Source organism: Marinomonas phaeophyticola (assembly GCF_026966905.1).
GTDB classification, from domain to species: Bacteria; Pseudomonadota; Gammaproteobacteria; order Pseudomonadales; family Marinomonadaceae; genus Marinomonas; species Marinomonas phaeophyticola.
Window position 1 is genome coordinate 52,558 of the sequence record NZ_JAPUBN010000010.1, and the last position, 15,046, is coordinate 67,603.

A 15,046-nucleotide genomic window follows, 5' to 3' on the forward strand; every position below is an offset into this window, starting at 1 on the left:
AAATAGGTGAAGAAGAGTTGATGGCATACTAAGGTTTATTTTGGATAACGCAAAATGCAATTTGTTATCTAATAGATAACTAACTATTATGTGAAACTAGGTTGTCTGTTAACATTCTTAACGGGAGAGCATCTTGAATACTATTGCAATTAAAGCCTTTGTTACCGCAGCTGAAGAAAATTCATTTTCGCTAGCGGCGGAAAAACTTCACCTTACACAACCCGGTATCAGTAAAAGGATTCAATCTTTAGAAGATCAACTAAGGTGTCGTTTGTTTGATCGTATTGGTCGACGTATTTATTTAACAGAAGCGGGTGAAGTGTTTTTACCCCACGCATATCGTTTGCTACAGGAAGCAAGAAGCGGGTTGACCGCCGTGCAGAATCTTTCTTTCGTCGTAGCAGGACAATTATCTATAGCGACTACGCAGCACATAGGATTGCACCATTTAGCGCAACCGATTCGACAGTACATTGCAAATCACCCTCAAGTTGAGTTTGCGTTAGATTTTATTAATTCAAAGCAAGCCTATGGGGATGTTCTCCAAGGAAAATTGGAACTGGCAATTATTACTGAGCCCTCTAATATCGATGAGAAACTTCGATTTATCCCACTCTGGCCAGAAAAACTCAAGTTTGTTTGTTCTAAAGATCATCTGCTTGCCAGCCATAAAAGGGTTTCACTGGCATCACTTAGTCACTTTTCAGGAGTATTACCCGGAAAATCTACCTATACAAGACGATTGATTGACGACTTATTTAATCAAGAGGAGGTTAATCTAATCGCATCGGTACCTACCAACTATTTAGAAGCAATAAAGATGTTAGTGGCTGCGGGAGTGGGTTGGAGTGTCTTACCTGAAAACTTAATTGACGATCAACTGTGCATTTTAGACATAGCAGATGCTCACATTGAACGCAGCATTGGTTGTTTAATCCATACAGAAAGAACACTGTCCAATGCGGCACAAGTGTTTTTAGCTTTGTTAAAAGAAGAATCTTAAAAAAACGCCTAATAGAAGCTATTAAGCGTTGAAAGTGTTTTTTGGGTGTTCGCTGGAATGCGAGAATGTCGCGAAATTAAGCGATCGATGCTTTCTCTTTTTGAAGCATCAGATAGAGCTCATCCTTTAACGCAAGACGACGGTGTTTTGCTTCCTCTTCTTCTTGTGTTGTTGCTGGCACAACTTCATTTTCCATATTTTCGATATGGCGAGTGAGTTCATGATATTCATCGAAAAGTTTACGAAAATGAGCATTATTTATTTTTAACTTATGAATTTCTTCTTTAAATTCAGGTAAGTCATTCGCTAATGAATGATGTTCTACAGGCATGATTCTTTCCTTATTACGTCATCTTATGATGCAGTAAGATTAGCATTGTCTGCAAAATATAGACTGACATGCATCAGTGTTTTTGATGTTATCTATCTATGTAGCCATGTTCGGCTGTCCTAGATCAATCTTTAAAATTCAAATTCAATTCTTGGTGACGCCTCCGCTTTATCGTCGATGGCCGATGAACATAGTAACAAGCGCGCTGAGGATATTTCTCCCGAGCTTATTAAGCGATCTTTTAGGTTCTCAGCACGTAGTTGAGCTAATGATTTTAGAGATTGAATCTGTTCTTTAGTTAGCTCAGCTACATTATCTATGCCCAAATCTGCAGGAACGGCGATAGAGCACATTTTCAATTGGGTATCGTTTCTGTCTTTTAGTAACGCGGTGAGTTGATTCACAAATTCCACTTGGTCATCCGCAAGGTCAATATCCTCAGCGGTATACACTAGTGGTTTCATACGCAGCTTAAATATTTGCTCACTTGCAATTTGTGCCACGCTAATGATGTTGGCATAAGGTACGAAGGTTTGCATTAAGTAAGAGCTTGATGCGCTATAAAGGGCTTTTCGAATGGGGATAATTAAAAAATTCTGCCATTGAAAAGAGGGGTTATCGATGTCTCCAGACATAGGCATACTTAAAGAAATATTGTTTTGAGCGTCTTTCAAAGCACCAATAGCCAAGTTTAAAGGGATAACACTCGGGCTGTTACTGCTTGGTTGGTCATTTTTTCCACCTAAATCGAATCGTCTCAATAAGAGAGTAGAGTCGCCGGTTAATTGTCCCTGATCCGCGTCTAGTTTTATGTCTGCATCCAATTGGCCTGACTCAATTGTGTAACCTAGAATATCTGAAATATAGGGTGAGAAAGGCGTCAATTCTATTTCTCTAGTGGAGACCAATGTCTGCATAGTGAGCTTGTCATTAAATGGAATAATGTCGGATTCTAAATGGATCGTAGCGTATTTTCCATTACGGGCATCTAGAAGAATATGGGTCGCTTGTTCTGGGTTACTGGTGTCAACTTGAGTGATTTGGAAGTCATCAATATAAATGGTTTGATTTAAGCTGGGAGAGATGCCTTTATCATTAATGTGAATGTTAGAGTCACCATTAATTTTAAACTCGCCTAATTGCACATGGTATGTAGCGGCTGGTATGGCTTCTTCAGCGCTTGTATTTTGTGGCGCAGAATGGGACTCGTTCGCCTCTGTGGCGGTTTTTGCTGATGTTGCATTCGTCGTATTAGCGCTTATTTCTTCTAGTTCAGGGTCGGCTTTAGCGAAAACGAGATTGCGCAACTCTCTTTTTTCATCAAATAACAGGTTGGATTGTAAGTCCGTTAGAATGACAGATTGGATGGTAGCCTTGGTGTCTGAGATGTCTAAAGCGTTAGCGTGAAGCTTAGAAAATTTGGCGAGATGCTGCGTTTCTCCATGATCTGGGTTAGGTTTAGAGATGATGGCATTGGCAAGGGTAATATCGTCCATTTTTAACGTCATGGATGATGGTGTTTTTTCTATATGCACAGGAGAGCTTGATAGTGAGCCGAGTCCTAGCAGTTGGTCATTATCCGCATCAAAGACATTGATTGCTTCTAAGTCTATTTTTGGATCTGCGGTTAATTCAATGTCTTGTTCAGAGGTTTGTTGCAACAAGATATTAGGAAGAGAGAATTGTATTAATTTTGAATCTAGCTTGTAGCCAACTTGATCGGCTGCAAGGTCGTGAGCTTCAAATTTAAGGGCTTTCCCATCAACTGAAATGAGCTGTTCTTTTTGAGCGAGAGCCAGGCTGCCAGAAAAAAACACCTCTTTATATTGAGCAAAATCATCGGCATTTTTGAAGTAGGTATTTTGACTGCTTAGTTGGGTCTCTAAATCGACAGATAAAGAGGCTGTTTCATTTAAAAACACTTCTAGGTTGAGAGTTGGCAGGCTTAGATCGGTCGCTTCGTTTGTTAGGGTCATAGGGCCTTGGGTAAATCCAAGGGTGTTGGTGACTAAAGAGGTATTGAGCGTATTTACATTCAACTTTTCCAGTGTTTTGTTGAGTGCTACCTGACTGGCGAATTGAATGCTTTGATAATGGGCATTAAGTGAGTTTAGGGTTGAATCTAGATCTAATTGTTTCGAATTAAAAGATAGGCTACCGTCCACGTTTATATTGCTGTTTGAATCTTGTTTTAAAGCAAGATCAGTAAGCAGTAAATGACTCAATTCATTGGTAATCTTAATGTCATCCAGCTGGCCACTCAAGCCGAGTAATTCGACGTTTGACGATGGGTTTAAGAGGTTTAATTCTTTGTCATTTTGAGAGACAGTCAGTTTTGTATTGGTTGACAGTTTTTCAAGGAAAACATCTATTTTTGGCGCGTTGGTCTTGTTTGAAAGGTTACTGTTGCTTGAAATATTGGTGTCGTTTTCCAGATTGGGGTCATTGGCTTTCGTCATCATGGTGAGTTTTGATGCATCGGCTTCCAAACTGGCCTCCGTTTGAATGCTAAAGTGCTCACCGTTAGATAAGTTAAAGTCTAAATTAAGGGTTTCTAAATGAATTTTATCGGATGAAAATGACAGATCTGGTGTACGGATATTGATGTCATCCAGCAACATTGAAAAAGCATGACTCGATAGGGAAAGATTGGGTTTAGAGGTGGTTAAATCTTGTTCTACTTCCATATCACCAGATAAGGAAATCATTATCTGAGGGGTCGGTTCATTGTCGATAAAATAATGGCTGAATTGGGTGGAATCGAAAGTTAATTCATCAAGAGCAATAACCGCAGACACTTTTTCAGGATTGTAGGTGAAGCTTGACTGTAAGCGAACAATAGACTGATTGATGTCTAGGTCAATATCCGCTTTGGCATTCCACACGTTGGCTTGGCCTTCAATATCCGATACCGTAATTTTATTGATGGTTAAGGTATCTTTAAAAGGGGAAGCTGGGGTGGTTTGGTTAAATCGCTCTAAAGATAAACGGGTATTGGAAATCTGAATCTTGGGAACATCGATTTTCCAATCTGACACGGTTTCCTGCTCAGCAGAGGAATCAATAACAGAGTCGGCTTGGTCCTGATCTTTATTGTTGGCCGGGGGGATTGGAAAAGTAAGTCCTGCAACATGCCATGCGTCTTTTGACTGCACCAGTGGCGCCTCTAAACCATTCAAGCGTAGTGTATTGACATAAATCGTTTGATTAAGCAAAGCGGCATAAGATAAATCAATTTTAAAGCTTTCAAGAGACAACACTTTTTCTTTTGACTCGCCATTAATCGAATAAGCCTCAACATTTTTCGCAAGAATGGATCCCTGAAAAGGGTTGATGTCTAACTCATTGATTATAAGTTGCGCATTTTGTTGCTGAAAATAATTATTTAAAAGGGTTTTTGTGACAACAGGTAGCAGTAGCCAAATTAAAAACCCGATAACGAAGAGAGTAGATAAAATAATCATGCCTAAACGGCGTAAGTTAAATGGAATTGATGGCGAATTATTCATAATGACCCTATCCAGGTTACGGTTTTTTAATGGGTAAACGAAGCAGCATAATACTCGTCATGGTGCCAATAATGATCAGCATGAAAGTAGCCCAAGGTCGCGCAATCATCATCATTGATATGCCCATGCTTAACCACATTAACACAATCGCTCGATTACGTGTTTTTTTAGGTATGCCATTCCCAGACTGCCAATCACGCACAATAGGACCAAAAAAACGGTGTTGTGTGAGCCATGAATGAAACCGAGTAGAAGATCGAGAAAAACACCAAGCGGACAGCAAAACAAAAGGCGTCGTTGGGAGTAAAGGTAAGAAAATGCCAATGACCCCAGCAACCAGAGAAACCCAACCTAAGCCTATATACGCTATGCGTTTAATGTGCATGCCTCGTATTCCGTTAAATGTAGACTATACGTTAGGTGATTAGGTAAAAATTGGCAAATAGTAAAGGCGCTAAAAGAAGCTTTTAACGCCTTTGTTGTGTAAAAAAAGCGTAATCTCTGTTTTACATAAAAGAGGCCATGCTCTCTTCCATGTTTGGGTCTGCTAAGGCCCAGCCGCCCATTTGTTTCCATCTGTTTACGATTTCACAGAAGAGTTCTGCCGTTTTCTCGGTATCGTATTTGGCAGAATGCGCTTCCGCATTACTGAATTCAATTCCAGCGACTTCACAGGCTTTCGCTAAAACGGTTTGACCGAAAGCAAGACCCGCTAAACTGGCGGTGTCAAAGCTGGAGAAAGGGTGGAATGGGTTACGTTTGATTTCGCACCTCGTGATCGCTGCATTTAAAAAACCATGGTCAAAAGAGGCATTATGACCCACTAAAATAGCCCGCTTACATTCAACGGATTTTAGTTCTTTGCGAACCTTACTAAACAGCTGACCTAACATTTCTTGTTCGTTCATGTCATTTCTGTCTGGGGCAAATGGATCAATTCCAGTAAACTCTAGTGCTGATTTTTCTAAATTAGCACCTTCAAATGGTTTCACTAAAAACTCAACGGTTTCATGGATATAGAGTTCACCATTTTCATCCATTCGGAGTATGCTGGCGGCAATTTCTAGTAGCGCATCTGTTTTAGAATTAAAGCCTGCGGTTTCTATGTCGATAACGACAGGTAGAAAGCCACGAAAACGATCTTTTATTTCATGCATAGTAAAAGTCTGTTGGTTTGACAAAAGAGAATCCTTATTCTGCCATTTGCTCGATTTATATGGCTAGATAGGATGAGGATGATAACATATTAGTTATAGCTTGAACGAGACTCTAAATGGGAAATGCAATGCAACATAAAATTAACGTCTTAATAACCGCTGTTATTTTCTGTGTAGCAAGCCCTTCACATGCTTTAACGCGCTATCAATCAGGCTTTGAAAATGCAGAGTGGTTATTATCAGGCGATATTTTTTCATGTAGCTTAACGCATCCTGTTCCTAATTATGGTGAAGGCCATTTTATAAAAGAAGCGGGCGAACCCATGAAATTTATATTGGAACCAACGAATGAAAAAATGGGGCCTGGAAATGTTTATATTATTTCCCAAGCTCCAAGTTGGGCTCCAGGCTCTAACCCGGAAACCTTAGATGTTCTACCTTATCCTGGCTATGGGTTAACGGTTGAGGTAGGGGGAAAGGTGGCTGAAAGGATGTTAACGTCATTAGACAATGGTCGTCATCCCATTGTGGCTGGAACCGCTTGGGAAAGTAATCGGGAAACCATCGAGATCAGTTTATCTAATATTAATTTTGCTCCTGCTTATAATGAATTCCGTCGATGCTTGTCCGGCCTTTTACCGGTTAACTACGATCAAATAGCTCGCTCAGCTGTATTGTTTGCTAACAAAGGTGTAGAACTCTCTTCTCGAATAAAAAATCGACTTGACCTAATTGCCTTGTATGTTTCCTCTGATCCATCTGTCGAATACATCTATATTGATGGGCATACGGATTCTTTAGGCTCCCGCCGAGACAATCGTGAGCTATCTAAAGTACGCGCGGAAGTGGTGACGTCTTACTTGCTAGACAAAGGGGTTCCGGCAGAAAAAATCATTTCTCGATACCATGGTGAACGCTATCCAGTAATAGAGAATCGTACGGCTACAGGTCGAGAACGTAATCGCCGAGTGACGATTCGCCTAGAAAAGTTTGAAGAATAATCTCTTTTTGAGTAAATCTTCCTCTATGAAATCATGAATACTGTGTTTGTTGCTTGCTAAGAAAACAGTGAAAACTTAAACTAGGTCACCCCTAAATATTTAAAGTTAGGCTGCTGCTAAAGTTATCCAGCTGCTTATACTCAATCTCATAAGGAGAAATAAAAGAATGTCTGACGTGAAGAAGGTTGTTTTAGCCTATTCTGGCGGCCTAGATACTTCCGTAATCGTGAAGTGGCTTCAAGAAGAATATCAGTGTGAAGTAGTCACTTTTACTGCTGATCTTGGTCAAGGTGAGGAAGTTGAACCTGCTCGTGCCAAAGCTCAGGCGTTGGGCATTAAAGAGATTTACATTGAAGATCTACGTGAAGAGTTTGTTCGAGATTTTGTTTTCCCAATGTTTCGTGCGAATACAATTTATGAAGGCGAGTACCTCTTAGGAACGTCAATTGCACGTCCACTTATTTCTAAGCGTTTAATTGAAATCGCCAATGAGACTGGCGCTGATGCAATTTCTCATGGCGCTACAGGCAAAGGTAACGACCAGGTTCGTTTTGAATTAGGTGCTTATGCGCTTAAACCTGGAGTGAAAGTGATTGCGCCATGGCGTGAATGGGATTTAACTTCTCGTGAAACACTAATGGCCTATTGTGAAAAACATAGTATTCCTGTTGATTTTTCAACAACGAAGAAGAAATCACCTTATTCAATGGATGCTAACTTGCTTCATATCTCTTATGAAGGGGATATGTTGGAAGATCCATGGACAGAAGCAGAGTCTGACATGTGGCGTTGGTCTGTTTCTCCTGAAGACGCTCCAAATGAAGCGACTTATATCGAAATTGGTTATGAAAAAGGCGACCCAGTATCCATTAATGGTGAAGCCATGTCTCCTGCGACTATTTTAGAAACACTGAATAAAGTCGGTGGAGCAAATGGTATTGGTCGTGCTGATATCGTAGAAAACCGCTTTGTTGGTATGAAAGCGCGGGGTTGTTATGAAACTCCTGGTGGCACCATCATGATGAAAGCGCATAGAGCGATTGAGTCCATTACTCTTGACCGTGAAGCGGCCCATCTTAAAGATGAAATGATGCCACGCTATGCGAAAACGATTTATAACGGTTTTTGGTGGTCAGAAGAACGTCGTATGATGCAAGCCTTGATTGATGCGTCTCAAGAGTTCGTTACAGGTACAGTTCGTTTGAAACTGTATAAAGGTAATGTCATTGTTGTTGGCCGTCAGTCTGAATTCAGCTTATTCGATAGCTCGATTGCGACTTTTGAAGATGATGCGGGCGCTTATGATCAAAAAGATGCGGCGGGCTTCATTAAATTGAATGCGTTGCGTATGCGAATTGCCGCACAAAAAGGCCGCTCTTTTTTAGATAAGGTTAAAGAGCCTAAATAGTTCTAAAAACTAAAACAAAAGCGCTCCTTTCGTAAGAGAGGGGCGTTTTTTTATTTTGTATTTTCTGTAATATGTTTGAATTTTTTGTTTCTTTTCTCTTTTCGTTGAAACATAATTTTCAATTTAAAGAAAAGCGAAACACAGATTAACGATACTCTTAAGGCTAAGGGTTCAAAAAGGTATAAAAAATGGCAGTGTATAATTTTGGCTCTATTAATTTAGACCACCTATATAAAGTGGATCATTTTGTGCGTCCAGGTGAAACCATGGCATCTCAATCTTATCAGATGCAGCTAGGTGGTAAGGGAGCTAATCAATCTATCGCTTTAGCTAAGGCCGGTGCCGATGTGTATCATGTTGGGGCTGTACATGCGAATGATCATGCTGTGGTAGAAGAATTAAGTGCTGTCGGTGTAGAGACGTCTTTTATTTCTCGCACCGATACCGCTACAGGGCACGCTATCATTCAGCTAAATAAAGACGCTGAGAATGCGATTATCTTGTTTGCTGGTGCTAACCACACCCTTAGCCATGATCAAGTTAATCAAGTTTTAGATCAGGTCCAGCCAGATGATTGGGTATTGTTACAAAATGAGACCAATCAAATTGACTATATCGTGCAGCAAGCCAATAGCAAAAAGATTTCTGTCGCGTTTAACCCTGCACCAATGGATGTTGATATAACTCAAGAATTAATGCCATTTATTGATTTACTTATCGTTAATGAAGTGGAAGCCATGGATTTAATGCAAGTTTCTTCTATTGATGATGCTAAAAGTGCTTTGCAAGAAAAATACCCTGAATTAGCCATTTTAATGACATTAGGCCGTGACGGTGTTCGTTATTTATGTGGGCAGGATGATATCCATGTAGAGGCTTTTACAGTGGTGCCTGTTGATACTACCGCAGCGGGAGATACCTTTATTGGTTTTTGTTTGACCGCATTGATGGACAAACGTCCTATAAAAGAAGCGTTAACACGGGCTTGTGCCGCATCCGCTATTTGCGTTACTCGTCTTGGCGCTGCCCCAGCGATCCCAACAAAACAAGAAGTAGATAATTTTTTAGTCGAACAATAAGTGGTTGACTCAACAGAATTAGATAGGAGTGTTCTATGTCTCGTAAAGTAATAATTGATACTGATCCTGGAATAGATGATGCAATGGCGATTCTTTTTGCATTTGAAACCGAGCAATTAGATGTTTTGGGTTTAACAACGACCTTTGGTAATGTGCCAGTTGATTTGGCGACCAAAAATGCCTTAATTCTAACGGAACTTGCGGGCGTTGATGTTCCTGTAGCGAAAGGTGTAGCTGTTCCTTTAGAAATTACTCCCCGACCTCATGCTGACTTTGTTCATGGGAGTGATGGATTCGGTAATATCAACTGGCCAGACCCAAAAGGTAAAGCGTTAGAGATTAGTGCAGCCCAATTTATTATTGATACAGTAAAAGCGCATCCCGGAGAAGTGACTTTGATTGCCTTGGGGCCTCTAGGCAATTTAGCAACGGCATTGGAGATGGCTCCAGAAATCGCCGATCTAGTTGACGAAGTTATTTTGATGGGAGGCGCTGCAATAGAATACGGCAATGTTTCCCCTGTAGCGGAAGCGAACATCATCAATGATCCGCATGCGGCCGATAAAGTGTTTACGGCAAGCTGGCAAGTTACCATGATCGGTCTTGATGTAACACATCAAGTCTTGCTGGAAAATAGTTTGTTAGAGCGCATTAAAGAATCTCGTCCAGAGCATGGAGACTTTTTACATCAAGCATCTCAGTATTATATTCAGTTTTATCGTGATCGCCTTAATGTGGAAGGTTGTTTTTTTCATGATGCTTCTACTATTGCTTATGCGATGGAGCCCGATATTTTTGGAATCGAATTAGGGGCCATTCGTGTTGCTTGTGAAGGCATTGCAATTGGTCAAACTATTTTTGCGCCTGAAGGCATGTCATTCCCAGAACCTCATTGGGATGGTGTACCTATGACACAGGTGTGTATGGAAGTGGACAGCCAAAGATTATTGAACTTATTCGAAAAAACACTATCTTAAATAGGTGGTTTGATTTTTGTTATTGCGAAAAGGCCTCAGATGAGGCCTTTTTTATTGTTTAGGAAATCACCCTCATTTTAAATCCAAATGAACTCTATTTACGTATCAAAATGCGTACTAAAAAATTATTTAGCTAAAAAGGAAGATGTCATGAGTGAAAGAACTGAATTATCGTCATCCGCTGTGTCAGCAATCCCACAAGAAGCATTTGATTGGTATGATGAATACGCCCATGGAGATATAGATCGACGCACTTTTCTATCTCGCTTAGGTGCATTGGGAGTGGCTGGGTTAAGTATGAGTATGGTTGCTGGGGCCTTGATTCCTAATTATGCATTGGCTGAGCAGGTTTCTTTTAATGACTCTGACATTAAAGCGAGTTATCAGGAGTTTGATTCACCTCAGGGTCATGGGAAAGGCAAGGGTTACTTAGTAATGCCGAAAGAGCTTCAAGGGACCGCTCCTGTGGTATTGGTGGTACACGAAAACCGTGGCTTAAACCCTTACATTGAAGATGTTGCTCGTAGATTGGCTAAAATGGGATTTATTGCTTTTGCTCCCGATATTTTATTTTCTGTTGGTGGTTACCCAGGCAATGACGATGAAGGTCGTGCTCTGCAAAAATCATTAGATTCCGCAAAAATGGAAGAAGACTTCAAAGCTGCGGCCTTGTTCTTGAAGAACCATGAATTCAGTAATAGTAAATTAGGTGTTGTTGGGTTTTGCTATGGTGGTTATATCAGTAATATGTTGGCTGCAGAAATGCCTGAGACAGTTAATGCGGCCGTGCCTTTTTATGGAACGCCTCCAAAAGCCAATATCGATCATATTAAAGCGCCAATGATGTTACAGTTTGGAGAGCTAGATAAAAGAGTCAACGCGACATGGGAAGCTTATGAAGCCGCTCTTAAAGCAAATAAGGTTGATTATCAGGCTTTTGTTTATAAAGGCGTTAATCATGGTTTCCATAATGATTCTACAGCTCGTTATGATGAAACGAGCGCTAAATTGGCTTGGTCAAGAACGATCGAGTTCTTTAAACAACATTTAGCTTCGTAAATGAGCTAATAAACGGTCAGACCCTTTGTCCAAAGTAGATTTAGGGTCCGATTTTTCAACAGCAAAGCAGAAAGTGACCTTGATGATAACCCTTAGAGAAATGCGAAAAGATGAATTCGCGAATTATTGTAACTATTTTATTGATGACTACAGTCATGAGATCGTGGCCAACTATGGTCATGCGATGGATGTGGCCATAGAAATGGCAAAGCAGGATTTGAATAAGAGCTTTCCAAATGGATTAGAAAAAAATGCTCATGATCTGTTTTGTATCGATGCCAAATTAGAGGGTAACAATTCACTTCCAACTTTAGTTGGCTATTTGTGGTTTTCTATTAATGTAGACGATAATTCGGCGTTTATTTATGACTTTTATGTGTACGAAGCCTTTCGAGGGCAAGGTTTTGGTAAGCTCGCTATGTCTGCATTAGAAACAAGATTACAGTCCATCAAGATAACGCAAATAAAGCTCAGAGTGGCATATCAAAATAAACGCGCGTTAAAACTTTATCAAGATGCCGGATTTAATATCACTGGAATTAATATGTCAAAAATACTGAGCATGTAAACGCTGAGGCGTGGATAAATTACACATGTGCTTCTACAAATTGCTCAATAAAGTGGATATCATCCTCACTAATACGTTCAAAATGTAATTTTATATAATGTTTATCGTGCTCATTAAGGACATCGAGATCGGCAGAACAAATGGCTTTTATCTTTTTGCTTTTACCATTATGAGAACCGTCGAGCTCTAATTTGACTTTTTTTGATCCGAATATACTTTGTGGCGCTTCTACTTCAAGAAACTTGTTTGAAATATGGGTGCAATGAACCGGTAGCCGTGTTCCATTAATCAATTGCATTTGGCCAACCCAGAAACATCTAACGTACGCTTGTGACGCTTTTTTATTCATAATAAGTTCTTAAATCCATGATCTAATGAAGAGTATAGTGAGTTAAAAGACATACCTTTCTTAGCACTAGTACTATATAAGAGTCTATTTTGGGAAGTGTACCTTGAAAGAATAGAGCAAGAAAGTAAACATACTGCTTTTATGATGGAGCGCAAGGAACCCAAGAGCGAGTTCCTATATCTATGTTGCTTATCTCTGGATTAGACTTTATAAAAGAGGAATCAATGGCTTGCTTAAGCTTGGCAAAGCCTCACTAATAAAGGGTCAGACTTTTCTAATGGAGTCCATTGAGACGCATTAATAAGGGTGTTTTTGATATTAAGGTCTTGAGTAAAATCGGCCCGAGAGGACGTTCCACAATGAATGACTTGAGGAACTCTTTTTGCTAAATGCCTGCGTTCAAAGAAATATAAATCCACGAGTATCACATCTGTATTTAATGAGTTCGTCGCGGCATTTTTGATATCCGCTGCAATAAAGCGTGAGGTTTGCGGATAAAAAAAGCGCCAAGGTCGCCACACGGCTTCCTCTTCAACGGTTTTTATTACGACGACACCTTGTGGCAATAAACTTACCTGATGATCATACCAAGTATATTCACTCTGTATTTGAAACCCTAGCATACCAATGCCTGCAAAAGCAGGAATGAGCCAAGAGGGGAGTTTTTTTCGACTTATTGATCGTAGAAATAAGGCAATACCTGCGCAACTGATGCCAGCGAAAACGGTTGCTACTAATTCCCAAAACATAATATCTCTCTTCTTATTAAAAATAGAAAGGCCAGAGTACTGAATCAATACTCTGGCTTGGTGATGCTTATTACTGTTGTTTTTTAATGATCAATCGCATCTCCAGCACCTTTTGGATAGCGCACACTTTCTACCAAGTCTTGAATTGCTTTTGGTGGTGCTTCAGTCATAGAAGACACACTAAAAGCAACCGCAAAGTTTATTATGGCGCCAATGGCTCCAAAGGATAGCGGTGAAATACCAAATAACCAATTGTCCGGCGTATTGGCAAAAGAGGCTGTGCCAGGGATAAAGAACCAACCTAGGAATAGGAAGATATAAATAACCGTTGATAATAGACCCGCTAACATACCCGCAATGGCGCCTTTGCTATTGATGCGTTTCGAGAAGATCCCCATCATTAACGCTGGGAAAATTGAGGCGGCGGCAATACCAAAGGCTAGGGCGACAACTTGAGCAGCGAACCCTGGTGGGTTTAATCCAAGATAAGTGGCTACAATAATCGCCACGGCCATGGATATCCTTGCGGCCAGAAGTTCATGTTTATCTGAAATATTGGGATTAATGGAACCTTTTATTAAATCATGGCTGACGGCTGAAGAAATTGCTAGCAGTAAACCTGCTGCAGTAGATAAAGCGGCCGCCAATCCTCCTGCTGCTATTAAACCGATTACCCAGCTTGGCAAGTTAGCTATTTCTGGGTTAGCCAGTACTAATATGTCATTATTTACTTTCAATTCATTTCCTTTCCAGCCACGCTCAGTAGCGGTTTCTGCAAACGCAGGACTTTCATTGTAGAATTGAATGCGACCATCTTGGTTCTTATCTTCAAACTGTATTAAGCCCGTTGTTTCCCAGGTCTGAATCCAATCAGGACGCTCTTCATAGGCAATGGCCTCTGCCGTTGGACCTTCAGGATAAATAGTTGTTAATAGGTTTAAACGGGCCATAGAAGCAACCGCTGGCGCCGTTAAGTACAAGAGCGCGATAAAAACCAGTGCCCAACCAGCCGACCAACGAGCATCGGCTACTTTAGGAACCGTAAAGAAGCGAATGATAACGTGTGGCAAACCCGCGGTACCAATCATCAAGGATAAAGTAAACAACACCATGTTCAGTTTATTGTCTACATCTGCTGTATAGTCTCTGAACCCAAGTTCTCTCACCACTTCATCCAATTTCTGCAATAAAGGAATACCGGACTCTGAATGCTCAGAAAACAAGCCGATTGCAGGGATAAAGGTATCGGTTAGTTGCAGTGAAATGAACACTGCGGGAATGGTATAGGCAATAATCAAGACCACATATTGAGCGACTTGAGTATAGGTAATGCCTTTCATTCCACCAAGAACGGCGTATAAGAAGACAACAATCGCAGCGATCATTAATCCTGCATCGTTACTGACTTCTAGGAAACGAGAGAAGGCCACACCAGCACCTGTCATTTGTCCAATAACATAGGTTACAGAAGCAATGATCAGGCAGGCTACCGCGACTAAACGTGCGGCAGGGCTATAAAATCGATCACCAATGAAATCCGGTACAGTGAATTTACCAAACTTACGTAAATAAGGTGCCAGTAACATGGCTAAGAGTACGTAGCCCCCCGTCCATCCCATTAAGAACGTTGAGTTGGCGTAACCTCCCGCCGCAATTAAACCAGCCATAGAGATAAAAGAGGCGGCGGACATCCAATCGGCCGCGGTGGCCATACCGTTCATCACTGGGTGAACTCCGCCACCTGCCACATAAAACTCTTTTGTTGATCCTGCTCGTGCCCAAATAGCAATACCTATATATAAAGCGAAGGAAGCGCCAACAAATAATAGATTAATAGAAAATTGACTCATGGCTGT

General features: G+C 40.7%; 14 protein-coding genes. 7 read left to right on the top strand and 7 right to left on the bottom strand.

Annotation, left to right across the window (positions count from 1 at the left end):
• Window positions 1-133: 133 nt before the first annotated feature.
• Window positions 134-1,003: a LysR family transcriptional regulator gene (locus tag O1D97_RS02940; RefSeq protein WP_269122671.1), complete on the top strand. Its 870-nt coding sequence runs from the start codon at window positions 134-136 to the stop codon at window positions 1,001-1,003.
• A gap of 76 nt (window positions 1,004-1,079) precedes the next feature.
• Here the strand turns inward: O1D97_RS02940 and O1D97_RS02945 are convergent, their stop codons facing one another.
• From O1D97_RS02945 to rnt, 4 genes are all read right to left on the bottom strand, one after another.
• On the bottom strand, window positions 1,080-1,334 hold the full coding sequence (locus tag O1D97_RS02945) for an HP1242/YdcH family protein (RefSeq protein WP_269122673.1): 255 nt from the start codon (window positions 1,332-1,334) through the stop codon (window positions 1,080-1,082).
• Window positions 1,335-1,465: 131 nt separating this feature from the next.
• Window positions 1,466-4,843: a DUF748 domain-containing protein gene (locus tag O1D97_RS02950; protein WP_269122675.1), complete on the bottom strand. Its 3,378-nt coding sequence runs from the start codon at window positions 4,841-4,843 to the stop codon at window positions 1,466-1,468.
• A 16-nt stretch (window positions 4,844-4,859) separates the two neighbouring features.
• Window positions 4,860-5,228, bottom strand: coding sequence for a YbaN family protein (locus O1D97_RS02955; protein WP_269122677.1), 369 nt, complete (start codon window positions 5,226-5,228; stop codon window positions 4,860-4,862).
• Window positions 5,229-5,349: 121 nt separating this feature from the next.
• Window positions 5,350-6,000, bottom strand: a complete 651-nt coding sequence (gene rnt, locus O1D97_RS02960; RefSeq protein WP_269122977.1) for a ribonuclease T — start codon at window positions 5,998-6,000, stop codon at window positions 5,350-5,352.
• A 128-nt stretch (window positions 6,001-6,128) separates the two neighbouring features.
• Between rnt and O1D97_RS02965 the strand changes: the two genes are divergently transcribed.
• From O1D97_RS02965 to O1D97_RS02990, 6 genes are all read left to right on the top strand, one after another.
• A complete protein-coding gene (locus tag O1D97_RS02965; protein ID WP_269122679.1) occupies window positions 6,129-7,001 on the top strand; it encodes a flagellar protein MotY in 873 nt (290 codons plus the stop codon).
• A gap of 166 nt (window positions 7,002-7,167) precedes the next feature.
• Window positions 7,168-8,409, top strand: coding sequence for an argininosuccinate synthase (locus tag O1D97_RS02970; RefSeq protein ID WP_269122681.1), 1,242 nt, complete (start codon window positions 7,168-7,170; stop codon window positions 8,407-8,409).
• 188 nt (window positions 8,410-8,597) lie between these two features.
• Window positions 8,598-9,488 carry a ribokinase gene (locus O1D97_RS02975; protein WP_269122683.1) on the top strand — a complete coding sequence of 297 codons (891 nt, stop codon included), beginning with the start codon at window positions 8,598-8,600 and terminating at the stop codon, window positions 9,486-9,488.
• Between the two features lie 35 nt (window positions 9,489-9,523).
• Window positions 9,524-10,465 (top strand): nucleoside hydrolase, encoded by a 942-nt coding sequence (locus tag O1D97_RS02980; RefSeq protein ID WP_269122685.1) that lies wholly within the window; start codon window positions 9,524-9,526, stop codon window positions 10,463-10,465.
• A gap of 150 nt (window positions 10,466-10,615) precedes the next feature.
• Window positions 10,616-11,524 (top strand): dienelactone hydrolase family protein, encoded by a 909-nt coding sequence (locus O1D97_RS02985; RefSeq protein ID WP_269122687.1) that lies wholly within the window; start codon window positions 10,616-10,618, stop codon window positions 11,522-11,524.
• A gap of 25 nt (window positions 11,525-11,549) precedes the next feature.
• A complete protein-coding gene (locus tag O1D97_RS02990) occupies window positions 11,550-12,092 on the top strand; it encodes a GNAT family N-acetyltransferase (protein ID WP_269122688.1) in 543 nt (180 codons plus the stop codon).
• Between the two features lie 19 nt (window positions 12,093-12,111).
• Here O1D97_RS02990 and O1D97_RS02995 read toward each other — a convergent pair whose 3' ends face one another.
• The 3 genes from O1D97_RS02995 to O1D97_RS03005 form a co-directional block, all read right to left on the bottom strand.
• Window positions 12,112-12,441, bottom strand: a complete 330-nt coding sequence (locus O1D97_RS02995; RefSeq protein ID WP_269122690.1) for a hypothetical protein — start codon at window positions 12,439-12,441, stop codon at window positions 12,112-12,114.
• Window positions 12,442-12,674: 233 nt separating this feature from the next.
• On the bottom strand, window positions 12,675-13,190 hold the full coding sequence (locus O1D97_RS03000) for a hypothetical protein (protein ID WP_269122692.1): 516 nt from the start codon (window positions 13,188-13,190) through the stop codon (window positions 12,675-12,677).
• 83 nt (window positions 13,191-13,273) lie between these two features.
• A complete protein-coding gene (locus tag O1D97_RS03005) occupies window positions 13,274-15,040 on the bottom strand; it encodes a sodium:solute symporter family protein (RefSeq protein WP_269122694.1) in 1,767 nt (588 codons plus the stop codon).
• Window positions 15,041-15,046: the final 6 nt, after the last annotated feature.